Here is a 26593-nt window from a genome sequence, read left to right as displayed (position 1 = left end):
GGCAATATCTCTAATTTTTTTAGGGCTTTTAGGGATAGTGTAGGTGTGGGCGATCGCTAAAATAATTACAACTAAATTTTTTATTCTTTATTTAAAGAAACATCGTCGTCATTTTGATTTGCTCGAAAACAAATATACATCAACAAATAATTAAATTTCTCCCAAGGTATAGTTTAATTCACTAGTAACAGTAATTTTTACGATAAAAATAATGAATATTATCTAATTTACGACTAAATTTTGAATATGAAATTTAAAGCTTACTTGAAATTTCCTAATTATTTCCTGGTGACAAGAGAACCTGATGGTAGATGAAAAAAATTTATGATGATACAAAAAAAGACGCGATTACTCGCGTCTCCACAAGGTTGAGTTTTTTTGGCTAATTATGCTTATTTAGTCTCAACCTTTACACCTTTCCAAAAGGCTACGTAACCTTCAATATTCTTTGCTTTTTCTTTAGTGCTGGGATAGTACCAAGCAGCATCTTTGTTAACTTGTCCATCAACTTCGATGCTGTAGTAACTGGCGACACCTTTCCACGGACAAGTGGTGTGAGTTTCACTCGCTTGAAAATATTCCTTGTTAATTGCATCAGCCGGAAAATAATGGTTACCTTCCACGACTACGGTGTTATCGCTCTCGGCTAACACAGCTCCATTCCAGATGGCTCTTGGCATAAGTGTGTTTGTGATGAAAGTTTACATTTAACATTCTGACATTTTATGCTTCCAGTATTTTGGGAAAAGTATGTGTAACATTTGAGGAACTTCCTCAATATACTGAGCTTTACACTGGATTTATGGTGACTGTAGCACTGGCTAGTGGTCTATCGCATTAATTATGCAGGCAAAAATTGGGGGATATGATTATCACTAACCACTCATATAGGAATCCAATTTGATTATTGTTGGCTTAGCCTGCGCTTACGTACAAGAATCTAAGTATCTGTAGGGTGTGGTAATATCCACCGTATCATGGTTTTGCTGGGCATTGCCCACCTACGTGTGTTTCAAAAATTAAGTATGAATCCTACAAGAAATGCTAAAACACTCTGTTAAGAGACTATTTATAAAGTAAATCTTAAGTAGGGTGTGTTACGGCTATGAAAGGATTTGGGACGGAAAGACAAGAAAATTTAGCCGTAACGCACCGCCTCACGGATGGTGCGTTAGGCGCGAGGATATTTATTTTGTGACCAATCATCTGGGAAATCAGCGCCTAACACACCCTACAGTAATTTTATTTTTTCTTTATAAAAAACCTCTAAATTATTACTTCATTATAGAAAATATCAAGTTTTGCCTAGATAAATTAAATTATTAATTCATTCATTAGCGCCAGAATTTTAATATGACGTGATGAGTAACTCTTTAACTAAACCCCGTTTTTTTATATTAGAATTAATTGACCTTTTTGCCTCAATAAAATAAATATTAAACCCTATTTCTTGATATATATTCTTAATAAATTCGGAGTCAGAATTGCACACAACTACTTTAACACCTCGGCTAGCCAGTTCTACACAAGTATTTCTTAAAATTAACTGGTCTTTTTCTCCAAAAGAATTTTTACTATAACCTGTAAAATAGCTAGTACTACTAATAGGATAATATGGCGGGTCAAAAAAAACGAAATCCTCACTACCAGTAGCGTAATTCAGCACCTCTGTAAAATCTGCTTGTTTAATTTCTGATGTAGCCAGTACATTGGAAGCGGCTCTCAGTAAATCTTCTTGACAAATATTAGGATTATGATACTTCCCTAAAGGAACGTTAAATCGACCTTGAGAATTTACTCGATAAAGACCGTTGTAACAAGTTTTATTGAGATAAATAAATCGTGCGGCTTGTTCTAACTCATTATCAACAGTTTTTCCTCGGACACTATAATAATAATCTCTATTATGTTGACTTTTATGCTCTTTTAAAAGGCTAATTAATTCCTCGATGCGATCGCGGACGCAGCGATAAGTAGTAATTAGCTCAGAATTAATATCAGTTAAAATAGATTTGCTCGGTTGGAGATAGAAAAATAAAGCACCACCTCCCAAAAATGGCTCATGGTAAGTCCGATAATTCTTGGGTAAATGTGACAGATATTGCGGAATTAACCTACTTTTACCCCCAGCCCACTTTAAAAATGGACGTGGGCAAGTTTCTTTAGGGATTTGGCTTACCATAAGGCTGGAACTACGCTATAGGCTATTAAATATAGCAAATATAACCAACGAACCATATTTTATATTGATCGAGTATTTTTCTAGCGTCATATATTACAATTATGTTGATAAAGTAAATCAAAATGAACGTTAAGTATATAAGAAGGCAGTTTCAATTAAAATGTTTGATGGATTTTGGGATAACGTTTTTCGCTACCCCCGTTACTTGATCACTATTGTATTAGGTATTTTCCTAAACACTTTTGAGCCACTATTCCCTCTGTTAAAACGCCCCGTTACTTTAATCGCCATTGTGGGTTTGTTGGTAGGCGGGCTAGCGTTCATCACTTTTACATTAAGAGCCATGCTTGGCTTCGGTACAATCTAGATTAGGACATACCAAAGCGAAGAAAGAAATTCAGACCACAAAATCAAGGAAATGCTTAATGAATAAGGTTTGTAGATTTTGTCGGCAGGTTTTTCTAGAGGGTATTCCCCATAGTTTTGCTGTCCTATCTAACTAAAATTTATGTTGTTGTCCAACCTCTGTGAGGAGGGAATGTTTTTATGGCTACAAATCGCCGCGTCTCCCGTGTTGCTGAATTGATCAAACGGGAAGTTAGCCAAATGCTAATTAACGGTATTAAAGATGATCGTGTGGGTACGGGCATGGTCAGTGTCACAGACGTAGATGTTTCTGGGGATCTGCAACACGCCAAAATCTATGTCAGTATATATGGTACAGAAGAAGCTAAAGCAGAAACAATGGCGGGGTTGAAATCAGCCACAGGTTTTGTCCGTAGTGAATTAGGGGCAAGGGTAAGGTTACGTCGCACTCCCGAAGTGACTTTCATTGAAGATCGTTCCATAGAACGAGGAACAAAAGTGCTAACTTTGCTGAACAAACTTGAGAATGCGCGATCGCTTGATGATATACCGTCAGCAGATGACTCTTTAGACGAAGATTAGGCATAGATTCGGCATAATTTTTTGTGAGACTAGGGATTAAGAGGAACCAGGAGACATGAAGCCACCAGCAATCACTCTCAGCGTTCATAACTTCCCTGTGGCCTCAATCATAATGTGACTAGAGAACAATCAATCTCCGCAGAACTCACCAACAGTTGACAGACGTGACTCAATCGCGTCTGTTTAAATTTATTAGTATCTAATTCCTTAGAGAACACCAAAAAATAAATTATCCGAAATAGATGGTTCGGTAAGGTGGTTAAGGATGAATAATTTCTGACTAGATTTAGGTTACATCCCACTGACGCATCCTACATTTTGGATATTTTTTTAGTTGGACTTCCATTATCAGGGGTGAGAACCCCTAAGACTTTACTGGTCGGCAATGTTAGGATTTGAACGCCAAACTTATTGTTTCCGGTCTTGATAAGTTCACTGACAGGAAAATCCTTATCTTTAACAAAAATTCATATTCTTCACAAAATTTACTTACGTAAATATATGTCATGAAATTATGACTCAAGTAATAGTTGTAACAATCAATCCTTTCTAGCTACATCTCAAGCAGGATATACCTTTATATAAACACTGCTACTCTAGAGGGATGTCATCTCAAGGGACGACAGATGTTGATTTCAAGGGATCATTTCATTCAAATGAAATTCATCAACTTCATACCTTATGAGTTGCTTTAAGAAATTATTAACTTATGGCACTTTGCAAGTCTTCCTAGTGTAGGGTAACCTTGGCTACGCAACAGTTTATACCTTTATTCTCCCTTAACTGTTGAGTTTGCTGATTTTTGGGTGGTAATAAATGCTCCCACTTCGATGATTTTTGACCTCAGCAATCTGTCTTTATGAAGAATTGTCATCTACCCATTAATACCTCAAGCCGGAAACAGCAAGAGTTTCACACCTTATTGATTCACATTAACTATGAATTCTTTCACGAATTAAGTTAGCAGACTAAATATCTGATTGTGTGATGCTTATGTCACTAATGTCAGGAAATTTTGACAAACTTAACATTTCTTTAAATTATTTGAGGGTGTCTAGCGTCAAAATGAAATTAGTTCCGTATAGCAAAATACAAAACCCTAAGCGCAAGTCCAATTCCTGTCATGTTTGTTCCCTTTGATTTGGTGGGAACACTATCTTAAGTGTAAATTTGTGAGTAAAAACCATGAGTGTGAATACGGTGCCCTCTATCAATTACTACTCCCTAGACGTAATTCAGGACGAAGCACGCCGACTAGTAGAAAAAGGAATGGTCAGCAGACAACAGCCTATCTATACTCTGTGCCAATATATTCCTGCTAGAGAGTGGGTTTGTGTAGAGTGTGAGTTAGAGAAATGTGACTTTCTATTACGTGATCGCATTGGTGACCTCATTGGTCGTGAACAATGGGACAACGACTAATCCAAGATCCATAAATACTGGTGATTTTGGATTGGGAGTTTATTTTTGGATGACTGGATTTGACAACAAAAGATTCACTTCCCAAGCTGAGGGATAATCTCTGGTTTTAATAACTCCGTCCCGATCCAGAATCCTCTATTTTTTGTTTTTACAACTTTTCCCATTAATGAACGTCTAAAAAACAAGCTTTTGTGTAGATCCTGTGTAATAACTTGATTAACTTATGTAAAATCTCTGTTCGGGGTAGTTTACCGTGTTAAACTGCCCCGTTAATTTCTCAGGGAATATTTCCATAAGAACGACTCATAAGTCTAAGTACCACTGACTCACAATATCAAACTTGTTGATAAAAACTTCATAATTTCCCATCGAGAAAGCCTAACCCACTTGCTCTAAATACTGATTAATATCTTCAATTACTCGTGTGAGTTCAGCTTCTGTAGTCAAACGAATGCTGACATCACGAATTGTCAGTAGTACTTTTGCTGCAAAGGGAGTAGGCCAGATATTGGGATTACAGAAAATTTCTAAAAAGACATCGCCAGTGTAACGATATTCTAATGGTGGCTGGGGATTGACCTTACCACCTGAAGCTGGTTTGCTGCTAACAGCCTTTAGACTCTCCATTAATTGATTAATAGCTGCTTTTAATTCCCGCGCCGCCTGGGGGGAAAAACTGAAAGACACTGAACCTTCAACTAGGTTCAGCACAAGAGGAGTAGAAGACATAAGCTTTTAATAAAAACCGATTAATTATTGTTCTATCTATATTACTGGAATCCCACTTGATTCATTCAGAATGAACTATCAGAGGCGATCGCCCTATCATCTCTATAATATTGGGATGGGATGAAGAGCGATCGCCAAAGAATATGCCCAGATTCAAAAACTAAACTTTAGCCAGAGTCACCTTCTCCAACTGATCCTGATATTTACCTTGACGTGTTTCGTAACTTATAGCACAAGGTTCACCCTCCAAGAAGAGTAATTGTACAACGCCTTCATTAGCGTAGATACGACAGTCAGCACTAGAAGAATTAGAAAACTCTAGAGTTAAATGACCCCGCCAAGCCGCTTCCGCAGGTGTTAAGTTAGCTATAATACCACAACGAGCATACGTGCTTTTACCTATGCAAATTACTGTAATATTATTTGGCACCTCTAATTTTTCCAGGGCAACCCCCAAACCATAACTATGAGCTGGCAAGATAAAGTAACTGCCGTCTTTATCTGTATGTAGTGGTGTTGGTTCCAAATTTTGGGGATTAAAGTTTTTGGGATCAACTACAGTTCCAGGGATGTGGCGAAAAATGCGGAACTCAGCTGATGAGAGGCGAATATCGTAGCCGTAAGAAGACAAGCCGTAGCTGATGACGGGTTGAGCGGCTACAAGGGTATCTTTGGGAATTTTTCGGATTAAACTAGACTCAAAAGGAGCAATCATCCCTTTTTGAGCCATTTCAGTAATCCAGATGTCGTTCTTAATCACAAGTTCACAGGTAATTGCAACCGAATTACTAGGATATCTTGTTTAGGGGCAATGACTACGCCTAATCTCTGTAATTTGATCTGCCACATCTAAAATAGACTGGGGCATTTCTGTTCCAGTAAAAATAATATCGACATGGGGAGAGCGTTTGGCTAAAAAGGCTAGAACATCGCTTTCAGGAATTAGCCCAAAGTGAATCGCCAAACTTAACTCATCTAGAACAACAAGAGAATACTTGTCTTCATCGACAACCTGCTGTGTGTGTAGCCACAACTTTTGTAAAGCCTGATTCTCTGATTCATCTAAATGTGGGGTGTCGATGCAGCGTGGTAAATCACACCGAATCCAATCTAAATTTTGACCCAATTGAATTGGTCGGTCTTGTCCTTGCTTGATACCACCTTTGAGAAACTGCACAATTAACACTGGTGTACCTTGCCCAGCAATTCTCAGGGCTTGTCCCATGACACTGGTAAAAAAGTTACGGTGTGAGCTAGTGAAAACTTGTACTAGCCCTTCAATTGGGTAAGGTAAGCTGAGGGACGAATTTGCACTGGGCGTTTCTAACTGGGCAACCATAGGGTAAATTTCAAAAAATTACAATAGATAAAATAGGTTGTGCAGGGATTCTTGGAGAAAATCTACCTGTATAATCAATCTGATTTTGATTCAGCGTTATATGTCTGGCAATCTGCTTTATAAGTCAAACACTAGGTTTGTCTGAAGTCAAGAGTTAGTTGAGTATAGAAGAGCGGAGATTGATAGACGAATAATTATGTATTTTCCTCATCTTCCCTGACTCATACTCTTTGGCTAAATGTTAGATTTCTGACGGGGTTGGGCAAAACAAATTTATTATGTTTTAAATATTACTGGTTGAGGAGTGAATTGTTGTGAGATTAGTGATTCTGGGAGGTTCAGGGTCGGGAAAAAACACTCAAGCACAAAGGCTTTGCAGTCATTTAGGAATTACTCAGATTTCTACGGGCGAGATTTTACGGGAAGCCATTTCCCACCTGAGTGAATTAGGCCGTCAGGCCCAACCTTACATGGTTAAAGGAGAACTAGTTCCTGACGAAATGATCATTGAATTAATCCGACTGCGTTTGAAAAAGTTTGATGTAAGTGATGGCTGGGTTTTGGAAGGTTATCCGCGTACTGCCTTCCAAGCTGAAGAGTTGGACTTTTTGCTTGATGAGTTGGGACAAAAATTAGATTGGGCAATTTATTTACAAGTACCAGAAGCAGTGATGGTGAGTCGTTCTTTGGGGCGTTCTCTACCAGATGACCAACCTGAAATTGTACAGCGTCGAGTAGAGATTTTTTACGATCGCACAGTTCCCATTTTAGAGTATTACGACCGTCGCCGCCGCCTGTTGACAATTAACGGTGATCAAGCGCCAGAATTAGTGTTGCAAAATATCCTCAAACTACTTTTAGTAACTTAGAGTTTTTAGTTATAGCTAGGGACTGGGGACTGGGTGAAGGGTCTTGGTGCGTCTAGGTTGTATCATCTATTGATGTCCTAACACTACTGGCAACAGCTATATCTGCCAGCTTTCCTTGATTTGATTCTGGTTATTAGATGCTGATCCCGCATAGTACTTAATGTTTTGCACCACTAAGGTAACTTTAAAGGGGTATTCTACAATTAAAAGTTAGAGGTGACTCTCATGGTTTGGCAGCGTCCCGACGGTAGAAAACCCTATGAACTCCGTCCTATCAATTTTCATACTAAATTTACTCGTTTTGCCCCTGGCTCGGTTCTGACAATATGCGGTGAGACGAAGGTATTGTGTACTGTGAGTGTTGCAGAAAGTGTACCCAAGTTTCTTGCAGGTAGTGGCAAAGGTTGGTTAACGGCTGAGTATCGGATGCTACCATCAGCTACACAACAACGGCATGAAAGAGAATTATTGAAGTTATCTGGACGGACGCAAGAAATTCAACGTTTAATTGGGCGTAGTTTACGAGCAGCGTTAGATTTTGAGGCCTTGGGAGAGAGGACTTTAACCGTAGATGCAGATGTGTTACAAGCCGATGCAGGTACAAGAACGGCAGCAATTACAGGCGGATTTGTCGCATTAGCTGAGGCTATTTCTCAATTATTGCAGCGAGGGGTATTAGAGCGATCGCCTCTATGCGGACAAGTCGCCGCCGTTTCTGTGGGTTTATTAGAACAAGAAGCATATTTAGATTTGAACTATATAGAAGATGTAGCCGCAACGGTAGATTTCAACGTTGTGATGAATAAAAACTTAGGAATTATTGAAGTTCAGGGAACAGCAGAAGCAGGTAGTTTTAGCCGTACCCAATTGAATCAGCTATTAGATTGCGCCGAAACAGGAATTCAGCAACTATTAATTGCCCAACAGGAAGCAATTACTGATTGGGATGAGTTGTTTGTGGGTAACTAGGGAGTTAAAAGTTTGTCTTTTTCTTCTCCCTTATTTTTTATGGAGAATATTTAATAAATCAGTTGTTTGCGATCGCTCTACCAAGGTATTTGCACATAAAATACCAGAAGCGGCCACCGCCGGTACACCAATGCCTGGGGTAGTGCTATCACCAACACGATACAAACCCTGAATGGGTGTATGTGTACTCGGAAACATTCCCTGACCAGCCGCAATGGCAGGGCCGTAGGTTCCTTGATGGCGGCGTAGATAATGAGCATGAGTCAAGGGTGTACCGATGAGTTCCAAGACTACACGCTCTCTAATATCGGGAATGATGCGTTCTAAAGCACGGTATAAAGACTCGGCTTTTTCCCTTTTCTTCACTGCATACCCATCGTTCCGTTCCCATCCAGCGTAGGATTCTAGGGTATAGGCATGAACTACATGATGTCCCTCTGGGGCAAGAGCCGCATCCCACACACTGGGAATCGATATCATACAAGTATTGCCTGGGGTAGTAATATCTTCACCAGAATCATGGACTACTACATGATGTCCTGTTAAATTTTCTAACCCATCTGCCCTGATACCTAGATGCAGGTGCATAAAACTTTTTACAGCTGGTGTCTGTAACGCCTCTTGACGATAATTAGCTGGTAAATCTTCAGGACGTAACAAGTGATTGTAGGTGTCCCAAATTGTGGCATTAGAAATCACTATGGGCGCATTGAGGATTTCACCATTTCGTAACTTTACACCTACAGCTCGCCCCGCTTCCAACAAAATCTGCTCAACGTGACATCCCAAACGTAACTGACCACCCCAACGTTCCAACCCCCGCACCAAGGCATTGACAATTGCGGCACTACCCCCCACAGGATACTCAACTCCCACACGGGAACGTTCACCCAACATAAAAGCCACCTCTGGGGCAATTGTGCTGTGTGCCTTTAAACCAGAAAGCAGAAAACATTCTAAATCAATCAGTCGTCTTACCCAAGGGTCGTTAACAGTCCTATCCATAACATCCCCTACAGAAGACTGAACCAAGGGTAAGTAAGGTAACATTTGCCCCAAAGACATTAGGTAATGTTGCAGTAAAATCAAAATTACCTGCCAATCTGAGCGCAATGCTAAGGTGGGAATGCCTTTCATGGCATCGTATAAACCTAATAAGCGTTTTGTGAATTGCTGTAGTTCGTTTGCACCTTGGGGAGTGATTTTCTCTACTTCATGAAGGTATCTTTCGGTGTTGCTGTACACTGCAACAGTTCCCTCAGGAAAATGGTATTTTCCTAAAGGATCATACGGTACAACTGGGAGAGATTCACCTAAGACATCAAGAACCTGTTTGATAGGATTCAAACTCTGGACATCCGTCAAACCACAATAAAAGGAGGGGCCAGAATCAAACTCAAATCCGCGCCGTTTAAAGCTATGGGCTGCACCACCAGGAATTGTATGACTTTCGCACACAATCACTCGTTTACCATAACGTGCCAACAACCCAGCCGCACATAAACCACCAATACCGCTACCGATAACGATGACATCAATGGGGAAATTGGAAGTAGGGAGTGAAAAGTTCATAGAGAGTAATGACTATTAACTAATGACTATTGACCAATGACTAATGACTATTGACCAATGAAACAACCACTAATTCAACTTAAAGGCGTTTCTAAGTCTTTTGGTAACAATCAGGTTTTAGATAATGTAGATTTGACGATTTATCGAGGTGAAGCTTTAGGGATTATCGGCCCTTCAGGAACCGGTAAATCCACAATCTTACGGATAATAGCAGGCTTAATTACTCCTGATGCTGGGGAGATTTATGTGCAAGGAGTCAAAAGGGAAGGGTTGATTGAGGATGGTCAAGACCCAGTGGGTATTGGTATGGTATTTCAGCAAGCAGCATTATTTGATTCTTTGACTGTAGAAGAGAATGTGGGATTTTTACTTTATCAACATTCTCGGTTAGAGCGATCGCGTATTCGAGAATTAGTCGCAGAAAAACTAGAAATGGTTGGTTTACGGGGAATCGGTCATATGTACCCATCAGAACTTTCTGGGGGGATGCGAAAACGGGTAAGTTTTGCCCGTGCAATTATGTCTAACCCTGATAATCCCGCAGAAGGGCCAGAGGTTTTACTTTATGACGAACCCACAGCCGGACTAGACCCCATTGCTTCCACAGTCATCGAAGATTTAATCCGTGACTTGCAATGTACACATGGAGTTTGTAGTACCTATGCGATCGTTACTCACCAAGATAGTACGATTCGACGGACATCTGATAGACTGGTGTTTCTTTATCAGGGTCAAGTGCAGTGGGAAGGCACAGTTAGTGATATAGACAGTACCGACCATCCATTAATCAATCAGTTTGTCAGTGGAAGTGTACAAGGGCCAATTCAAGTAGTTGGTTAGTGTTGAGTAGTTCGTCGTAGGTAGTGAGTGCTGAGTGGCTTAGGCCAAGTTTTTGGGTAGAGGTAAAATATGCGAGACTTGATCACCAATCGTTTTACATCGCAACGCACATTAAGGGAAGGTTCAGTAGGGTTATTATTTCTGCTGGGACTAGGGGCGTTTGGAGTTATTCTATTGTGGTTGAATAGGTATACGGCTGCTGGTAGTTCTTACAAAGCCGTGGTGGAATTTGCCAATGCAGGGGGTATGCAAAGAGGCGCAACAGTTCGCTATCGCGGCGTGAAGGTGGGCAGAATTTCTCAAATTCAACCAGGGCCAAATGCTGTAGAAGTGGAAATTGAATTTGCCCAATCTGACCTGATTATTCCCCGCGATGTGGTGATAGAAGCTAATCAGACTGGATTGATTAGCGAAAGTATTATCGATATCACACCCAAATCATCACTACCCACTGGGCAAAATCTCACTAAACCTCTAGATAAGAATTGTGATAACAGCCTCATCGTTTGTAATAATTCTCGGTTAAAGGGGCAAATAGGTATAAGTGTTGATGCGCTGATTCGTAGCAGTACTGACTTTGCGAATACATACAATAACCCTGAATTTTATCAAAGGGTAAATAGACTTTTGGAAACCTCAGCCCAAGCAGCCACTGGTGTAGCCGCACTAACCCAAGATTTTCGTGGTTTGACAAAAAGCTTTCAAGGACAGTTAGGTACTTTTGCTTCCACCGCCAATACTGTACAACGAGCCACTAATGAACTAACTGTTTCTACCACTAAAACAGTCAATCAATTCGGTATCACAGCAGATAAATTTGGCACGACTGCAACTCAAGCGAGTCGTTTGTTAAGTGATTTGAACAGTTTGTTAAATACCAATCGCTCAAGCTTGGTCGGCGCTTTGAATAATATTACAGAAACTAGCAATCAATTACGCTTAACTGTGACAAACTTATCACCAAGTCTGAATCGCTTAACTCAAGGAGAGTTAATCAAAAACTTAGAAACTCTATCTGCAAATGCTGCTCAAGCCTCGGCTAATTTGCGAAATGCAACTGAAAGTTTAAATGATCCGAAAAATGCAGTGTTGCTGCAACAGACTTTAGATTCAGCGAGGTTGACTTTTGAAAATACCCAAAAAATTACATCTGATTTAGATGAATTGACAGGCGATCCTAATTTTCGGCAAAATCTTAGGCAATTGGTGAACGGTCTGAGTGGTTTGGTGTCTTCTACAGACCAAATGGAACAGCAAGCAAAGTTAGCTACTGTCCTAGAGTCAATGAAAGCCGCCGCCGACAAACCTAATATTGCCATTCCCTCTCTTGCTACTAGCCCATTACCTAATGCTGTGACAATTGCGAATAATCAGCCGCAATTATCATCTCAGGAAAAATTATTGCAGCAGCTACGGGACTATGCAGAACAAGGTAACAGTGAGGAGAAGCAGGGAAAAGAGAAAAAAACTAATGAAAACTGATTATTGACCATTGACTATTGACTATTGACTATTGACCAGTTCAACAACGGCGGCGATGAATTCTTCGGCGTTGAGGGGTTTGGGTAGGTGTAGCTGAAATCCAGCTTGGAAGGCTTGTTCTCGATCATATTGTCGCGCAAAGGCTGTTAAGGCGATCGCCGGAATTGCTCCCCCCTGTTCTGCTGTCCATGTCCTCACTTGCCTGATTAATGTATAGCCGTCCATATCCGGCATACTGATATCACTCACCAAAACATCTGGTTTAATTTCTGGCAATAGTTGTAATACTTCTAACGCTGAAGCCGCTAAAGTAACCTCGGCTCCCTCCTGTTCTAAAATAAAAGCCAGAAAATCCCGTGAATCAGCATCATCATCAACGACTAAAACCTTGATACCCTCAAGAGGTAAAGAACTAGTTATTGATGATGCCGAACGATGCTGTTCGTAGGTGACATTCCCATCTTCTTCTGGGAGGATTGGTAATCGTACAGTAAAACTAGCTCCCTGTTCTTCACCAAGACTTTGTGCTGTCACCGTACCACCGTGAATTTCCACGATTTTACGGACAATTGCCAGCCCTAACCCTAGCCCACCGAATCTTCTGGTAGAACTGCTATCTGCTTGACGGAAGTAATCAAACACATAAGGTAAAAACTCTGGTTTGATTCCTTTACCTGTATCACTGACTACGATTTGAGCATAGCCGTCCACCTTTTCCAAACTAACTTCTATCTTGCCGCCTTTGGGAGTGAATTTCACAGCATTAGAAAGAAGATTCCATACTACTTGCTGCAAGCGAGCAGAATCACCCATCACTTGCCCCATCTTGGATGGAAAGTTAGTTGATACCTGAATTAACTTACTTTCTGCGGCTAGACGCATGGTTTCTAATGCCGTCAATATGACAATTACCAGATTGACTTTTGTAATATTAATTACTAGTTTGCCTTGCAATATTCTGGAGATGTCTAACAAATCTTCAATGAGTTGTACTTGTAATGTGGCATTACGTTCGATAGTTGCTAGGGCTTGGAATGTCCTTGCTGGTTCGAGTTTGCGCTCTTGCAATAACTTAGACCAGCCAAGAATCGCGTTCAGGGGGGTGCGTAACTCATGGGAGAGGACAGCTAAAAATTCATCTTTAATTCTATTGGCTGTTTCCGCTTCAGCTCTTGCAGTTTGCTCCAATTCCAACAGACGCGCCCGTTCTTCGAGAATTTGTTTTTGCTCATGAATATCTGTACAAGTTCCAAACCACTTGACTACGCGTCCTTGGTGGTCTTTAAGTGGTAAACCTCGCCCTAATAGCCAGCGATAGGAACCATCAGCAGCACGTTTAAAGCGATATTCATTCTCGTATAATTTACCAGTTTCTACAGCTTTCGACCATGTTTCATAACTCCGTTCTAAATCTTCTAAATGCAACGCTGCCAACCATCCAGAACCCAAAGATTCCTCTAAGGTTAACCCAGTATAATCACACCAATTTTGATTGAAATAATCACATTCACCATTCGCGTCAGCTGTCCATACAAGTTGGGGAATTGCTTCAGCTAAATAACGGTAGCGTTCCTCACTTTCTCTGAGAATTTCTACGATACGCTGACGTTCATGAATTTCTTGTTGTAATTTTTCGTTAGCATTAGTGATTTCATTAGTGCGTATATTAACTAGTTCTTCCAAGTGATTTTGATATTTTCTCAGTTCTGCTTCTACCTTTAATCGTTCACCTATCTCATTTTGCAGGTCTTTATTTGCTCTTTCTAGTTGAGCAGGACTAGGGAGTATTAGAGCTTTGGGAACTAGAGGTATTAGTGCTAATGCTGTAAATACAGATATGATTGCTGTAATAGCTTTTAAAAAACCTGAAACCCAATAAGTAGGATACCAAAGCGTCCAAACTTCCATGATGTGGGTTGTACCACAAGCTACTATAAATCCACTAAATAACAGAAACATCCAATAAAAAGGTAAATCCTGCCGTTTACGGACAAAGTAGAAAAGAGTAGCTGGAATAGAATAGTAAGCTACGGCAATGAGTCCATCAGATATTATATGTAACCATACTAAATCCGTTTGCCATAAATAGCAGTGACCATGTGGAATGAATGGTGCTGAATTAAAAAAATAAGTCCACAATGCTGACATATTACTTGAAATAGATACCTGTTTTTTCTGATTTAATCAATAGTTAAAAAGCTTGTTTCCGATGTATTTTTTAATGTAAGATACAGTAGTGCTAAAATATTTTACTCGTTTAATGCCTAATCAAAACACACTATAAAAAGTATATTTTATTATTAGTATTATCAGATTTTTTAAGTTTAATATTCACTTGGATGACGACTATCCAATAAATTTAACACCTCAATTGGTATAGAATCCATATTTTATTTTTGAACAGATAAGTAAAGTGTGTTAGCGACAGCGTAAAGCACCCACCAAGGGTTTTGGTGCGTTACAGCTTACGCCTATCACACCCCTATATACTTATAGGTTTCAGAAATCAAATTGAATTCCTGTATCAACCATAAATATATATACTCAAAGTAATTTCCTCAGTAACGTCTATGGGTATAGGCAAGCTATGGCTTTAAATCTAGACCAATGATCTTTTGATTAACAGTAAACTTTTAGCACACCCCAGCCCTGGACTAGATTCTAACTCTAGCCAATTTTGAAGAGGAATGTCATAACAATAGTAGTTCCTAATTTTAACTAATTGGCGATCGCTCTACGTAGGATGCACAAAAGTTATCTGTTGAGAGAGGGCGCAAGGGTTCGAGGGTTTAGGGGTATAGGTTTTTACTACTATTGATAAATTGAAAATACATCTTTCGGAGACTAAAACTCACGTTCGTTCTAGCCTTAACTGAATAGTATTGATTTATACTGAGCTTTTCCTTTCTCTCCTAGACACTAGACAAACCCGTAGTATTCCCAAGACAATCAGAACGGTAATCGCTAATTAGATAATTTTTATTACTAATTATCAATTACCATCGCTTCCTATTCCTTAAATGCTAGGCTCATTCTGATTGAATTGGGTTATCTTTAGGATTAACTAATCTCAGCAGCTTTTGCTTAATTTGAGCATCGAATACTTCCCATTTCATTCTGGCGTAGGCAGAGTTTTCGTTACCCCCAGACAAGAAACCCATAGGAATTTCAAAGCCGCCAGCGCCTGTCCTCCCACCACCGAAAAATCGACCTGTACTATCCTGACCGAAGGCTTCTTTGATAAATTCGTCGGGGTCTAGGGTCAGTTTAGTTGTTCTCAACGAACCAATGACTACTTCTAGCTCATCATCTTCATCGTGAACAATGCCGTAAACTACGGCAGTGTGGACGTTTTCTTCTGTTACCAGAAAATCAGCTGCTTGGGGGATAGCATCACGATCGTCGTACCGTAAATAACCCACACCAGCGATAGAAAAGTTATTTTGGACAATACGATTTTTGAGCGATCGCTCGATCACGTCCATCACCCGTTTAGAACGGTTAGCCTGAAGGATGGCGTTTAGCAGTTGAGCATCATAAAATCGACTGAGATAGGCAGCTGCCATAAAGTCTTCTTCTTGGGCTTGCATCAGTCGATTTGTATCCGATCGCAAACCGTGCATCAAGGCAGTCGCACATTTAACGTGCTGACTAATGCTGCTATCTAAACCTAACAGACCAGCCTGGAGATACTGAGTGAAAATTGTCGCTGTGGCTCGCACGTAAGGACGAACATCCACAAAGTCAGCTTTCAGTTCTGTCTGTAAGCTGTGGTGATCAATCACTGCAACTAGCGGGATACCTGCTTGCTGAACAGATGTGAGTAACTGACTAGTTGTCCCTTGGTTATCAATTAAAATAAAACCTTGATAACAGGATAAGTCTTTGCCCTTGATAGTTTGTGGTGTCCAACGCTGGGCTGGTAAACCAGTAAGTTTCACTAGGGCAATATTTTCTTGGTGGCTTAAAGTCCCGGCATAAATAATTTCACACTTGATATCATATTGCTGGGCAATTAATTGGTAAGCCCACGCACAAGAAAGAGCATCGGGGTCTGGGAAGTCTTGCAATATTATCAACTGACGCTCATGTCGGTGTAATAATAGAGCCTTTTGCAATTCTTCTGACTTTTGAAAGGCAAGGGAATTGTTTCGTTGCCCTAGATAAATACCTACTCCTTCGCCTGTCGATGCTGGCAAAGATGGTCTAGTTATTGTCACTTCTGCTTCTTTGTCTACTTCAGGTTCTTCTGAATTTGGCTCTTTAGTCAACGAAAAACTCTCAGACTGCTTAAATGAAGAATTCAATTGCATAAACAAAGTTTTTGTAAATGTGAGGCTCCATTTATTTATTCAGAGATATTGCCATCAGCAATTGACTGATTTAACCCCACATTCTGATCTTCGCAAAAATCTAGCAATATGGGGATACATATCTCGGTATATTTTTTGTCAAGATGGTGAGTCAGCAATCTGATCAATTTCACCACAATGTCGATGAAGGATGTCAACAAAGATGGGAGGTTCTTGGGAAGGTATGATTCTATGTTGCTCAATCTTTGTTGTCTTTGTTTGATCAATAGATACGCTCTTGAAGCAAAGTTATTTGCTATCACAGCTTTTGCAAATTTCCATTTAAAATGGATGTTGTGATTTTGTAAAATTTATGTCTTGTTTATCGATTCTACTGAGCATATTTTTTACTGAATCGCCAGTGTCTTTTGTCAGTTGCTAGCTGTTTGATTTTCGGCGAGGTTCAGGCATTTGATGGGTCAGTGATTTTAAAACATTTTTATCTCCACGGATACCCTGCGCGAAGGCCTTTAACTACTGACAAAATTTCTATTCCTTTGTGGGTAGATATCCTTAAGGTTCTCTAGTTTAGCTTGATATAAGTTGGGTTTTGATACCATACTCCAGTGTATCCTTTCCTCGGCAGATATTTGTGCTTTGATGGTCTTGTTTATCAATAAACAATTTTAGAATTATTTATATTTTCAACTAAAAAGGGTAACAAGTAAGCTATTTTGCTCTTAAGTTGCACAATCCATTGTGAGGAATGTTGACTATTGACTGTGAGGCAGTCGCAGTCTTCTCTACGTTCGCGGAGCGTGTCGGAGACAAAGGCTGCGCTAAGGCGCTTTGCGTCGGTTGCGAGCTGCCTCTCGAAGAGTACCCGGAGGGTTGACAGTTAACCGTCAGCAGTTAACCAACCATACAAGTAACTATGTAATTTCAAGGCGTAATATCTTAATCTAAGCGCTAATAACTAACAACTTGGGCTAATTAAGAAAAATCCCCGGTGGGTAGCCGGGGGTGTTGATAATTAATTACTCTGGCGTGGATGACATTGAATTTAATGACAATAGCAATTTGTAGAAAATTAAACTAGCCAAACTGCCGATCGCTCGAATTCAAATCAGGAAAATCTATTTTTTCAAGAAGCGTTGACGCATCCGCACTACAAAACTATTAACTTCTGGTATTTTCATGAGTGAGGCGATCGCTGCAAACACCACAATTCCCACAAAGCCAGATATACACAATTGTAAAATTTGAATTAATAAACCCTCTTTCCCTAACAATTGCTGAGAAGCGGCGAGGGTGGCAAAACTAGCAATCCCAGCTACCACACTACCCCCAGCCAAACCGAGGATTGGCAAGCCCCACTCCCGCCAAGGTAAGCCATTGAGACGGCGATCGAGCAAAAATAACAGCATCAACATGGAGCTGCAATTGACACCTACTGTAGCTAATACCAAACCAGGAGCGCCAAAAGGTTTAACGAAAAACCAATCTAATACAACGTTGAGAAAGATGTTAAAAATGCTGATCCGAAAAGGTGTCTGTCCATCTCCCAAGGCGTAAAATACCCTGACCAAAACGTCCCGCCCCAAATAAACAAACATCCCGATACCGTAAGCAACCAATAGGGATGAAACTAACTGTGTAGCTTCTTGTTTAAATGCGCCGCGTTCATAAACTACCTGCACAATTGGCACAGATAAAGATATCAGCAATGCCCCTAAGGGAAGCATGGTGACAGCAGTCAATAATAATCCTTGACGAATACGTAATTTCAGGTCTGGCCAGTTTTCAGGTTCTGCTAGTTTGGCGAAGATGGGTAATAAAGGCAACAATATGATATTAGAAATAATCCCTAAAGGTGTTTGTACTAAAAGATTGGCATAGTTAAAACCAGCCGCCGCACCGGGAATTGGGCTAGCAAAATATAGGTCTGTAGCCACATTAATGGGCATCATCCCTGAAGAAACAGTTGCCGGAGTCATGATTCTAATGACTTCTTGAACTCCTGGGGATTTAAAATCAAACCGCAGTCTTAAACTACCTAGTCCTAATCGCCACTGTACAATTAGCTGCACTAACCATTGGAGAATTGCCCCGGCTAAGGTTCCCCAAGCCAAAACCATGCCGCCAATGAAGGCGTATTCCGGCTTGATAATGTCTTTGCCTAATTGCAAAGCCATGATACCGATACCAAATACAACTGCCACGCTGGATAATAGAGGACTGATGGAGAGTAGCCAATATTGATTAGCTGCGTTGAGAGTCCCGAAGCCAATGCCGATTAAGCCTGAGAATAAAGCCATCGGGGCCATAATTTGGATTTGTTGAATGGCGATCGCTCTAGTTTTCGCCTCCAAACCATGACCAACAATATCCACAATATTATCTGCTAAGAAAATCTGGGCTACCGTCACTAATAACAGCACTCCCCCTACTAAGGTAGTCACTGTTTCCACCAGGGGGGCTGCTTCTTCTCGCTTGCGCCTGGCTAAAACGCTGACAACTGCACTATGTAAGGGTCCATTTACTCCCCCCAGTAATACCAACAAGAAACCAGGAATAATGTAGGCATAACTGTAGGCAGTGGCAGCTGCACCTACACCAAAAGCAGCTGCGATCGCCTGTTGCCTCACTAAACCAAATACTTTACTAATTAAAGTGGCTGCGGCAACAATGCCGGCAATCCCAGCGAAAGAACGAGAAGGTTTTTGTTCTTGATTAGTCACGAATAGTACCCGACAACTCTTGCAGAGTGCATACCTGAAAAGATTAACTCGAAATCTCACACTCCGTCAGGTAAATTTTCTTAACTACTTATTTACAGCCGAGACTAACACGGGTCGCAACACCTGTAACTGGATTTACTCCATCGGCTCTTTCACACAGTAAAGAAACTTGATAGCGATCGATTATCGCATCTGTAAAATCAGCACCAGTAATGTCAGCATCATAGAAGCGACTACGGGTTAAAGTTGCTTCTGTGAAAATGGCATTTTTTAAATTGGCATTGTCTAAAGTTACTCTATCTACTAAAGCGCCTGTCAAGTTTGCCCCCGACAAATTAGCCTTTAATAAAACACCTTTGGTGAGAATAGCATTAGTTAAATTTGCACCTTGAAAGTTTGTCCCTCGCATTTCTGCCGCAACAAAATTGACCCCTACTAAATCAGCATTGGCAAAGTCACGATTTTCCAGATTTGCATTGTTGTAGTTAATTGTATTTATTTGAGCAAATGCAGGCTGGGGATTCATAATTACCCAAAACCACGCCAGCATAACAATAATAATTAAACTAAACAATTTGACTAAAATCTTATTCATAAATTTAATTATTTGCTAGTTGTCATGAGTTTAGTAGTCAGTTGTTTTGCTACTGACTACTGACCACTGACTACTGACTATTTCCAATCTTTACCAATACGAATTGTTAGGTCAGATTCTAAATCCCCTGTTGATTTAGTTTCTAGCAAACCGAGTCCTAAGATTTTGCGTAAGTCAAAACCAGCTTGGCGGTTGCCTTTTTGGATAATAATTTGGGTTTGGCGCTGAGTATCAGGCCAATCCGGTACAGTGTAAATATTTTTAAAGCCTTTCTGTTTCAAGTAAGCAATAACTTTTTCCGTTAGCTGGGGTTGATTGGAAGCATTTTGAATAGCAACTTTGAGCTGAGAAACAGGCCGAGAATCTTGTTTAAGACCAGGCACATCTACCCCAACATAATTGTTTAATAGATTTTGCTGTCCGGTCATATTCAGCCAATAGCTATTGGGGTCTTTACTGAATTTGCTGAATGTACCAGGCAACATGGTCATTTGGAAATTATCCCGCTCTAAATTCACGGCAAAATTTACCAAAGCCATCATTTCTTCTGTCTTCAAATTTGTATCAAAATATTTCCGCATTAGGCGGGTTAATTGGGGCAATCTGGGTAATACAGTCGGACTATTCAGTCTTTGTAGAATTGCTGCCACCAGTGCTTGTTGTCTCTGGACTCTAGATAAATCCCCTAATGTTTCCTCCCGGTAACGAGCAAATAGTTCTGCCTGTTCACCGTTGAGAGTTTGCCAGCCACTAACTAAACTCACCCTAGAGCGACTGCTGGGGTCTTGATATTCCATTGCAGTGGGTACAAAAACCTCAACACCACCCAACTGATCGACTAATTGCCGTAAACCACTAGTGGAAATACGGATATAGCGGTCAATTCTGGCATTATTTAAAGTCCGGCTGACTACTCTGGCTGCCAATACTGGCCCGCCTTGAGCATTAGCCTCTGATACTTTGGTGAGTCCCTTTTCTGGGATCGCAATCATGGTATCCCTGGGAATTGACAGCACCCTTGTGGTTTTACTTTCTGGGTTGAGTCTGACCATCATCATGGTATCGCTATTACCAGAGAAACTTTCTGGTGAGCCATCAACAGCGCCTTTAACTGGCTCAATTCCCATGATGAGAATATTCATAGGCTTAGATAGCTGATATTGGGAGATTTTGCTCCACAATTCCCCAGGTAAGGGAACTTTTTGCTCATTTTGCCCAGAAACGCCCAATTCTTCGTCAGTGCGATCCAAATTGCTCCACAGAGGAGTCCACAGCGCCAAGGTGGATACTAACAGCCCAGATAAGATTACTCCTAAAACTACTGTCAAAATCCACAATAGCCAACGAGGCATGGTCAAGCCCAAGCGCTCGTACAGTTCATTGGGTATTGCACCAACAGACTCAACCACGTTACGGGAAACAGTGGCTGAATCTTGTTCAGTTTCTACCTCTATTTCTTGTGCTGATACTGGTTGAGATATGCCCTGGTTTTCTACCAGTTGTATTTGTGAAGACCCCACCTCTAAATTAAGATCCGGTATTTGTTGAGGTGCGACCTGATTATCTGACCATTGAACCTGTTTAATCACAATTATCTCCCCACTCAACCACTCCCTAAAATTTATGTTAAAGCAAGCTACCAATCTTGCCAGTGTAAGACCGCACTGTACACTTGAAATGTTCTACCGTTTGTGTGTATGACAACATGAGCAGCCCATTGTTCCCAGTAATCCTGGCTGGTGGTAAAGGCGAACGTTTTTGGCCTCTCAGCCGCCAAGACCGACCCAAACAATTTTTAAGTCTTGATGGTAGCTCCAGAAGTCTATTGCAATCAACTGCCGAGCGACTGGTTAAGTTCGCAGGCGAGTGGAATGATTTATGGGTAATCACCTCTAGTCAGTTAGGACAAGGGGTGCAACAACAACTACCCGAATTACCATCGCAAAATTTGTTGACTGAACCGCAGGGTAGAGACACTGCTGCGGCCGTTGCTTGGGCTAGTTTGGAAATTCAAAAGCGTTATGGTGATGACGCGATTATAGGCTTTTTTCCTTCTGATCACTGGATAGCTGATCCAGAGGCGTTTAAAAGCACCTTAGATGCTGCTACTCAATTAGCGACAAGCACAGAGGCAATTGTCACTTTGGGGATCAAGCCGACTTTTCCATCAACTGGTTACGGCTACATTGAACAAGGTGAAAAAATTGGTACCTTTAATGAGTTGCCAGCTTATCATGTCAATCGCTTTACTGAAAAGCCTATCCGGGAAAAAGCCGAAACTTTTCTATCTACGGGACGATATAGCTGGAATAGCGGTATGTTTGTTTTCCGAGCCGGAGTTGTTCTCAAGGAACTCTATACCTATGCGCCAGAAATCATTGAACCACTGGTAGAGCATGGGGTTGATGTTTATCCCCAGTTACCTAAGAAGAGTATAGACTACGCACTTATGGAAAAGACAAATCTAGTATATGTCTTACCAGCAGAATTTGGGTGGGATGATTTAGGAGATTGGAATGCAATTGAGCGTTTACTCAAAAAACCGGATGATCCCAATGTAGAACTGGCTACTCATGTAGGTCTAGATACTCAGGGGGCGATTGTTTATGCTACTAATCCAGAGGATGTAATTGTTACTATTGGTTTAGAGGATGTAGTGATTGTGCGCGATCGCAATGTTACTCTCATAGTCAATAAGGAACGTACCCAGGAAATCAAGCAAATCCTCAAAACCCTCCAAGGTGATCCCCGATTTACTGACCTGCTCTAATTATACTAAGTTGTAAAAGTTAAAACCCTTGGCAGAGGTTAAAATGCGGGGTTTTTATTATAACTAGCTAAGAGGAAGTGCTGAGTCTTGAGTCCTGAGTGAAATTCCCAACTTGAAACTCGAAACTCAGCACTAATTCGTTACTACTCCTCACAGGTGTAGGTTTTTAATAAAGTGATGAGTGACGACTCTAACACCAACAAAAGAATCATAGTTTCATCAATATCCATCACCCCTACACCCCTACACCCCCACACCCCTACACCCCCACAATGTTCCTCACCCAAACTGTCCCCCGTCAACGAGAAATTATTGAAGTTGTCCTCCGCAATGGCTGGGATTATATGCGGCGGTTACTTACAGGTGGCAAGGCTGATGAACCCCAATTACCGACACCTGCGGTTTTAAAAAATATTTTGGTGGACTTAGGGCCGGTTTATGTAAAACTCGGTCAGTTGATGTCTACTCGTCCGGATTTACTGAATGCGGCTTACATTGAGGAACTTTCTACCCTACAGGACGAAGTACCCCCAGTTCCCTGGACAGAAATTGAAATTCTCATCCGCAAACAACTAAAACGACCTCTGGAAGAAACTTTTAGTAAGATTAATCCCGTACCTGTAGCGGCAGGATCAATTGCCCAGACCCATCGCGCTACATTAATAGATGGTAGGGAAGTGGCGCTGAAGGTGCAACGACCGGGGATCGATCTGACTATTGCTCAAGATATTGCTTTAATTCAAGGAATTGCTGATTTGGTGGCGCGTACCGATTTTGGGCAGAACTACGAAATTAAATCAATTGCGGAAGAATTTACCAAAGCTTTAGAAGCGGAGTTGGACTTTACACGGGAAGCAGGACATACAGATTTACTGCGTCGTAATTTATCTCGTAGTCGCTGGTTTGATCCCACACAGCTAGTAGTAGCTGAGATTTACTGGTCTTTAACTACGGAAAAATTACTGGTGATGGAATGGCTAGACGGTTTACCAATACTGTCAGCGAGTTTGAACAATCATGATGGTAAAGACCCAGTAGCCGAACGTAAAGCAGTGACGACGCTGTTATTTCGGGCTTTCTTTCAGCAATTATATGTTGATGGCTTTTTCCATGCTGATCCTCATCCGGGAAATATCTTTTACCTCAGCGATGGCCGTGTTGCGCTGTTAGATTGTGGCATGGTGGGTAGACTTGATCCCCGGACTCAGCAGATTTTAACAGAAATGCTGTTGGCGATCGTGGATTTAGATGCGGGGCGATGCGCTCAATTAACATTGCAATTGGCAGATTCCGCCCAACCAGTGATTTTGTCCCGGTTAGAAAGTGATTATGACCGGATGTTGCGGAAATACTATAACGTTAGTTTGACTGAGATGAATTTTAGTCAAATTTTCTATGAAATTTTGCAAATTGCGAGAAATAATAAAATTCGTTTACCCAGCAATATGGGTTTGTATGCCAAAACTATAGCGAATTTGGAAGGTGTAGCACAGACCTTTAATCCAGAGGTAAATTTATTTGACGAAATTCAACCATTAATTACAGACTTGTTTCGACGGCAGTTATTGGGGGATAATCCAGTGCGATCGCTCCTGAGAACAGCCTTAGATTTGAAAAGTCTCTCTTTACAATCGCCCCGACAGGTGGAACTATTATTAGACCGGGTAACATCGGAAACACTACGCTGGAATCTTTCCCTTCATGGTTTGGATGGTGTGCGCCGCACAATGGACGATGCAGCCAATCGCTTATCCTTTAGTATATTAGTAGGTTCACTGATTATGGGTGCAGCAGTTATATCTACGAAAGCCCAGACAAGTGAATTGTCATTTTTAAGTAGTGTGCTGTTTGCCGTGGCAAGTTTGTTGGGATTGTGGCTAATTGTGAGTATATTGCGATCGGGTCGTCTACGGTAAACCCCAGATTTGTTAACTCAGATATGAACTTTTCAAGACAATCCCCATGAAAAAATTTCACAGTCATAAATGAAAGATATCCTTCCCCTACACCCCTACACCCTTACACCCCCATACCCTCTTTCATGTCAATTATTACTGTTGAAAATCTCAGTAAATCCTATCCAGTAGCGGTGAAAGAACCAGGAATTGGAGGTACAATTACTCACCTTTTCCGCCGCACCTACCGTTCAATACAAGCTGTTCAGGATGTTTCTTTTGAAATTGCACCTGGTGAAGTAGTGGGGTTTTTGGGGCCGAATGGTGCTGGTAAAACTACCACGCTGAAAATGCTGACAGGCTTGATACATCCTTCTCATGGTGTTGTCAGAGTGGCTGGCCATGTTCCTTTTCTGCGCCAAGAAGCATTTTTACAAAAAATCACCCTGGTAATGGGACAAAAGCAACAACTTATCTGGGATTTACCAGCACTGGATTCTTTGAGAATTAACGCTGCTGTGTACGACATCTCGGACAAGGAATTTCAGCGTCGGGTAGGGGAATTAACAGAGATGCTGTCTTTGGAAGGTAAGCTGACTCAACCAGTGCGGAAACTTTCTTTGGGTGAACGGATGAAAGCTGAACTTTTGGCAGCGCTGTTACACCGTCCTCATGTATTGTTTTTGGATGAGCCAACATTGGGTTTAGATGTCAATGCTCAAGTTGCGGTACGTGATTTTTTACGCGAGTACAATCAACGTTATCAAGCTACAGTGTTATTAACTAGTCATTATATGGCTGATATCACAGCTTTGTGTGAACGGGTGCTGTTGATTCACCAGGGAAAGCTCATGTATGACGGTAGCTTAGATGGACTACTAGAAAGTTTTGCTCCTTACCGAGAAGTTCGTGTAGAGTTAGCCCAACCTTTACCTTTAGAAATACTCAAATCTTATGGTGATGTGCAGCTTTTAGAAGGGCGTGCGGTATGCTTTATAGTGCAGCAAGAGGTACTGACGCGCACGGTATCAAAAATATTAACAGAGTTAGAAGTTATAGATTTAACAGTAACTGAGCCACCTGTTGAGGAAGTGATAGGGCGAGTTTTCCAAGCAGGAGTTGTTTAATTAAAATTTAAAATCCCATGAAAAAGACTATTAGAAAAGCATGGACTTTGCTGACAGTTTACTACGCCTATATGGTTGAGTATCGAGCAGAACTCATCTTATGGGTTTTGTCTGGTTCTTTGCCAATTATTTTGATGGGTGCTTGGATCAAGGCGGCGCAAGGTGGTAGCTTTGGTTTAGCGCCTGTGGATTTTGCCCGTTATTTTCTCACAGTTTTTGTAGTGAGACAAATATCTGTTGTTTGGGTAATTTGGGAATTTGAAAGGGAGGTAGTAGAAGGTAAATTATCACCTAAATTATTACAGCCATTAGATCCAGTATGGCATCATGTTGCATCCCATCTTTCAGAAAGGGTTGCTCGCATACCTTTTGCAATATTATTAATAGGGTTATTTTTTATTCTTTATCCCCAGGCGTTGTGGTTTCCCAGTTTCAGTCAATTATTGTTATTTACAGTAGCTGTAACATTGGCTTTTGTACTGCGGTTCGTAATTCAATACACATTTGCTATGTTCGCCTTTTGGACGGAAAGGGCTAACGCTATAGAAAATTTCTGGTTTTTATTTTATTTATTTTTATCTGGATTAATTGCACCTTTAGATGTATTTCCTGAACCAGTTAAAGCAATAGTTTTATTTACACCCTTTCCCTACTTGATTGATTTTCCTGCCAGTTTGTTGGTAGGGCTACCTGTAGATGTAGTACGGGGATTTTTGTCACTACTGACTTGGATATTCATATTTTGGGCGGTAAATCGTTTGTTGTGGCGTGCAGGATTGAAAAAATATTCAGGAATGGGAGCTTAAATTTACTAGCACGTT

The 26593-nt window shown here is 40.9% G+C and carries 22 protein-coding genes; 11 read left to right on the top strand and 11 right to left on the bottom strand.

Features of this window, described 5'->3' with window-relative positions; translation table 11 throughout:
• Positions 1–392: 392 nt before the first annotated feature.
• Both ACM5QX_RS03520 and ACM5QX_RS03515 read right to left on the bottom strand, forming a co-directional pair.
• The gene (locus ACM5QX_RS03520; RefSeq protein ID WP_011319418.1) at positions 393–680 is read right to left on the bottom strand and encodes a DUF427 domain-containing protein; all 288 of its coding nucleotides are present in this window, start codon (positions 678–680) and stop codon (positions 393–395) included.
• Between the two features lie 668 nt (positions 681–1348).
• Entirely contained in the window at positions 1349–2182 is an 834-nt protein-coding gene (locus tag ACM5QX_RS03515) for a DNA adenine methylase (protein WP_414752397.1), read from the bottom strand.
• Positions 2183–2342: 160 nt separating this feature from the next.
• Between ACM5QX_RS03515 and ACM5QX_RS03510 the strand changes: the two genes are divergently transcribed.
• The 3 genes from ACM5QX_RS03510 to ACM5QX_RS03500 all read left to right on the top strand — a co-directional run bounded on the left by ACM5QX_RS03510 (position 2343) and on the right by ACM5QX_RS03500 (position 4552).
• The gene (locus ACM5QX_RS03510; protein ID WP_011319420.1) at positions 2343–2549 is read left to right on the top strand and encodes a DUF751 family protein; all 207 of its coding nucleotides are present in this window, start codon (positions 2343–2345) and stop codon (positions 2547–2549) included.
• A gap of 179 nt (positions 2550–2728) precedes the next feature.
• Positions 2729–3130 carry a 30S ribosome-binding factor RbfA gene (gene rbfA, locus ACM5QX_RS03505; protein ID WP_011319421.1) on the top strand — a complete coding sequence of 134 codons (402 nt, stop codon included), beginning with the start codon at positions 2729–2731 and terminating at the stop codon, positions 3128–3130.
• A 1185-nt stretch (positions 3131–4315) separates the two neighbouring features.
• Positions 4316–4552 carry a DUF4327 family protein gene (locus ACM5QX_RS03500; protein ID WP_011319422.1) on the top strand — a complete coding sequence of 79 codons (237 nt, stop codon included), beginning with the start codon at positions 4316–4318 and terminating at the stop codon, positions 4550–4552.
• A gap of 378 nt (positions 4553–4930) precedes the next feature.
• Here the strand turns inward: ACM5QX_RS03500 and ACM5QX_RS03495 are convergent, their stop codons facing one another.
• From ACM5QX_RS03495 to ACM5QX_RS03485, 3 genes are all read right to left on the bottom strand, one after another.
• Positions 4931–5281, bottom strand: a complete 351-nt coding sequence (locus ACM5QX_RS03495) for a hypothetical protein (RefSeq protein ID WP_011319423.1) — start codon at positions 5279–5281, stop codon at positions 4931–4933.
• A 160-nt stretch (positions 5282–5441) separates the two neighbouring features.
• Positions 5442–6011, bottom strand: a complete 570-nt coding sequence (dcd, locus tag ACM5QX_RS03490) for a dCTP deaminase (protein WP_414752396.1) — start codon at positions 6009–6011, stop codon at positions 5442–5444.
• A gap of 72 nt (positions 6012–6083) precedes the next feature.
• Entirely contained in the window at positions 6084–6620 is a 537-nt protein-coding gene (locus ACM5QX_RS03485; RefSeq protein ID WP_011319425.1) for a P-loop NTPase family protein, read from the bottom strand.
• Between the two features lie 314 nt (positions 6621–6934).
• On the opposite strand from ACM5QX_RS03485, the gene ACM5QX_RS03480 reads away from it, so the two are divergent.
• Together ACM5QX_RS03480 and rph are read left to right on the top strand one after the other, a co-directional pair.
• Positions 6935–7489, top strand: coding sequence for an adenylate kinase family protein (locus tag ACM5QX_RS03480; RefSeq protein WP_414752395.1), 555 nt, complete (start codon positions 6935–6937; stop codon positions 7487–7489).
• 225 nt (positions 7490–7714) lie between these two features.
• A complete protein-coding gene (rph, locus tag ACM5QX_RS03475; protein WP_414752394.1) occupies positions 7715–8458 on the top strand; it encodes a ribonuclease PH in 744 nt (247 codons plus the stop codon).
• A gap of 30 nt (positions 8459–8488) precedes the next feature.
• Here rph and ACM5QX_RS03470 read toward each other — a convergent pair whose 3' ends face one another.
• Positions 8489–10030 (bottom strand): phytoene desaturase family protein, encoded by a 1542-nt coding sequence (locus ACM5QX_RS03470; protein ID WP_414752393.1) that lies wholly within the window; start codon positions 10028–10030, stop codon positions 8489–8491.
• 57 nt (positions 10031–10087) lie between these two features.
• On the opposite strand from ACM5QX_RS03470, the gene ACM5QX_RS03465 reads away from it, so the two are divergent.
• A complete protein-coding gene (locus tag ACM5QX_RS03465) occupies positions 10088–10870 on the top strand; it encodes an ABC transporter ATP-binding protein (RefSeq protein ID WP_414752392.1) in 783 nt (260 codons plus the stop codon).
• Between the two features lie 69 nt (positions 10871–10939).
• Positions 10940–12352: an MlaD family protein gene (locus ACM5QX_RS03460; protein WP_414752391.1), complete on the top strand. Its 1413-nt coding sequence runs from the start codon at positions 10940–10942 to the stop codon at positions 12350–12352.
• 21 nt (positions 12353–12373) lie between these two features.
• Here the strand turns inward: ACM5QX_RS03460 and ACM5QX_RS03455 are convergent, their stop codons facing one another.
• The 5 genes from ACM5QX_RS03455 to ACM5QX_RS03435 all read right to left on the bottom strand — a co-directional run bounded on the left by ACM5QX_RS03455 (position 12374) and on the right by ACM5QX_RS03435 (position 21569).
• On the bottom strand, positions 12374–14500 hold the full coding sequence (locus ACM5QX_RS03455) for an ATP-binding protein (RefSeq protein WP_414752390.1): 2127 nt from the start codon (positions 14498–14500) through the stop codon (positions 12374–12376).
• An 881-nt stretch (positions 14501–15381) separates the two neighbouring features.
• Positions 15382–16665, bottom strand: coding sequence for a DHH family phosphoesterase (locus tag ACM5QX_RS03450; protein ID WP_414752389.1), 1284 nt, complete (start codon positions 16663–16665; stop codon positions 15382–15384).
• 1115 nt (positions 16666–17780) lie between these two features.
• Positions 17781–19385, bottom strand: coding sequence for a murein biosynthesis integral membrane protein MurJ (gene murJ, locus ACM5QX_RS03445; protein ID WP_414752388.1), 1605 nt, complete (start codon positions 19383–19385; stop codon positions 17781–17783).
• Between the two features lie 88 nt (positions 19386–19473).
• Complete coding sequence (locus tag ACM5QX_RS03440; protein WP_414752387.1) at positions 19474–19980, bottom strand: pentapeptide repeat-containing protein; 507 nt, start codon at positions 19978–19980, stop codon at positions 19474–19476.
• A gap of 77 nt (positions 19981–20057) precedes the next feature.
• Positions 20058–21569: an LCP family protein gene (locus tag ACM5QX_RS03435; protein WP_414752386.1), complete on the bottom strand. Its 1512-nt coding sequence runs from the start codon at positions 21567–21569 to the stop codon at positions 20058–20060.
• Positions 21570–21685: 116 nt separating this feature from the next.
• On the opposite strand from ACM5QX_RS03435, the gene ACM5QX_RS03430 reads away from it, so the two are divergent.
• From ACM5QX_RS03430 to ACM5QX_RS03415, 4 genes are all read left to right on the top strand, one after another.
• Positions 21686–22750, top strand: coding sequence for a mannose-1-phosphate guanylyltransferase (locus tag ACM5QX_RS03430; protein WP_414752385.1), 1065 nt, complete (start codon positions 21686–21688; stop codon positions 22748–22750).
• Between the two features lie 272 nt (positions 22751–23022).
• Positions 23023–24666 carry an ABC1 kinase family protein gene (locus ACM5QX_RS03425; protein ID WP_414752384.1) on the top strand — a complete coding sequence of 548 codons (1644 nt, stop codon included), beginning with the start codon at positions 23023–23025 and terminating at the stop codon, positions 24664–24666.
• A 125-nt stretch (positions 24667–24791) separates the two neighbouring features.
• The gene (locus ACM5QX_RS03420) at positions 24792–25772 is read left to right on the top strand and encodes an ABC transporter ATP-binding protein (protein ID WP_414752383.1); all 981 of its coding nucleotides are present in this window, start codon (positions 24792–24794) and stop codon (positions 25770–25772) included.
• A 17-nt stretch (positions 25773–25789) separates the two neighbouring features.
• Positions 25790–26578, top strand: a complete 789-nt coding sequence (locus ACM5QX_RS03415) for an ABC transporter permease (RefSeq protein WP_414752382.1) — start codon at positions 25790–25792, stop codon at positions 26576–26578.
• The last annotated feature ends 15 nt before the right edge of the window (positions 26579–26593 follow it).

Source organism: Anabaena sp. CCY 9910 (assembly GCF_963920875.1).
GTDB classification, from domain to species: Bacteria; Cyanobacteriota; Cyanobacteriia; order Cyanobacteriales; family Nostocaceae; genus Trichormus; species Trichormus variabilis.
Note: the sequence above shows the minus strand (reverse complement) of the source record. Positions and strands in the feature narration are given on the sequence as shown.

What these genes read in the sequence shown, in the direction of transcription:
- ACM5QX_RS03465 (WP_414752392.1), top strand. Translation starts at nt 10,088, where the DNA reads ATGAAACAACCACTAATTCAACTTAAAGGCGTTTCTAAGTCTTTTGGT.
- ACM5QX_RS03440 (WP_414752387.1), bottom strand. Translation starts at nt 19,980, where the DNA reads ATGAATAAGATTTTAGTCAAATTGTTTAGTTTAATTATTATTGTTATG.
- ACM5QX_RS03470 (WP_414752393.1), bottom strand. Translation starts at nt 10,030, where the DNA reads ATGAACTTTTCACTCCCTACTTCCAATTTCCCCATTGATGTCATCGTT.
- ACM5QX_RS03485 (WP_011319425.1), bottom strand. Translation starts at nt 6,620, where the DNA reads ATGGTTGCCCAGTTAGAAACGCCCAGTGCAAATTCGTCCCTCAGCTTA.
- ACM5QX_RS03500 (WP_011319422.1), top strand. Translation starts at nt 4,316, where the DNA reads ATGAGTGTGAATACGGTGCCCTCTATCAATTACTACTCCCTAGACGTA.
- ACM5QX_RS03520 (WP_011319418.1), bottom strand. Translation starts at nt 680, where the DNA reads ATGCCAAGAGCCATCTGGAATGGAGCTGTGTTAGCCGAGAGCGATAAC.
- ACM5QX_RS03515 (WP_414752397.1), bottom strand. Translation starts at nt 2,182, where the DNA reads ATGGTAAGCCAAATCCCTAAAGAAACTTGCCCACGTCCATTTTTAAAG.
- ACM5QX_RS03425 (WP_414752384.1), top strand. Translation starts at nt 23,023, where the DNA reads ATGTTCCTCACCCAAACTGTCCCCCGTCAACGAGAAATTATTGAAGTT.
- rbfA (WP_011319421.1), top strand. Translation starts at nt 2,729, where the DNA reads ATGGCTACAAATCGCCGCGTCTCCCGTGTTGCTGAATTGATCAAACGG.
- ACM5QX_RS03455 (WP_414752390.1), bottom strand. Translation starts at nt 14,500, where the DNA reads ATGTCAGCATTGTGGACTTATTTTTTTAATTCAGCACCATTCATTCCA.
- ACM5QX_RS03510 (WP_011319420.1), top strand. Translation starts at nt 2,343, where the DNA reads ATGTTTGATGGATTTTGGGATAACGTTTTTCGCTACCCCCGTTACTTG.
- ACM5QX_RS03460 (WP_414752391.1), top strand. Translation starts at nt 10,940, where the DNA reads ATGCGAGACTTGATCACCAATCGTTTTACATCGCAACGCACATTAAGG.
- ACM5QX_RS03450 (WP_414752389.1), bottom strand. Translation starts at nt 16,665, where the DNA reads ATGCAATTGAATTCTTCATTTAAGCAGTCTGAGAGTTTTTCGTTGACT.
- dcd (WP_414752396.1), bottom strand. Translation starts at nt 6,011, where the DNA reads ATGGCTCAAAAAGGGATGATTGCTCCTTTTGAGTCTAGTTTAATCCGA.
- rph (WP_414752394.1), top strand. Translation starts at nt 7,715, where the DNA reads ATGGTTTGGCAGCGTCCCGACGGTAGAAAACCCTATGAACTCCGTCCT.
- ACM5QX_RS03415 (WP_414752382.1), top strand. Translation starts at nt 25,790, where the DNA reads ATGAAAAAGACTATTAGAAAAGCATGGACTTTGCTGACAGTTTACTAC.
- ACM5QX_RS03420 (WP_414752383.1), top strand. Translation starts at nt 24,792, where the DNA reads ATGTCAATTATTACTGTTGAAAATCTCAGTAAATCCTATCCAGTAGCG.
- ACM5QX_RS03430 (WP_414752385.1), top strand. Translation starts at nt 21,686, where the DNA reads ATGAGCAGCCCATTGTTCCCAGTAATCCTGGCTGGTGGTAAAGGCGAA.
- ACM5QX_RS03495 (WP_011319423.1), bottom strand. Translation starts at nt 5,281, where the DNA reads ATGTCTTCTACTCCTCTTGTGCTGAACCTAGTTGAAGGTTCAGTGTCT.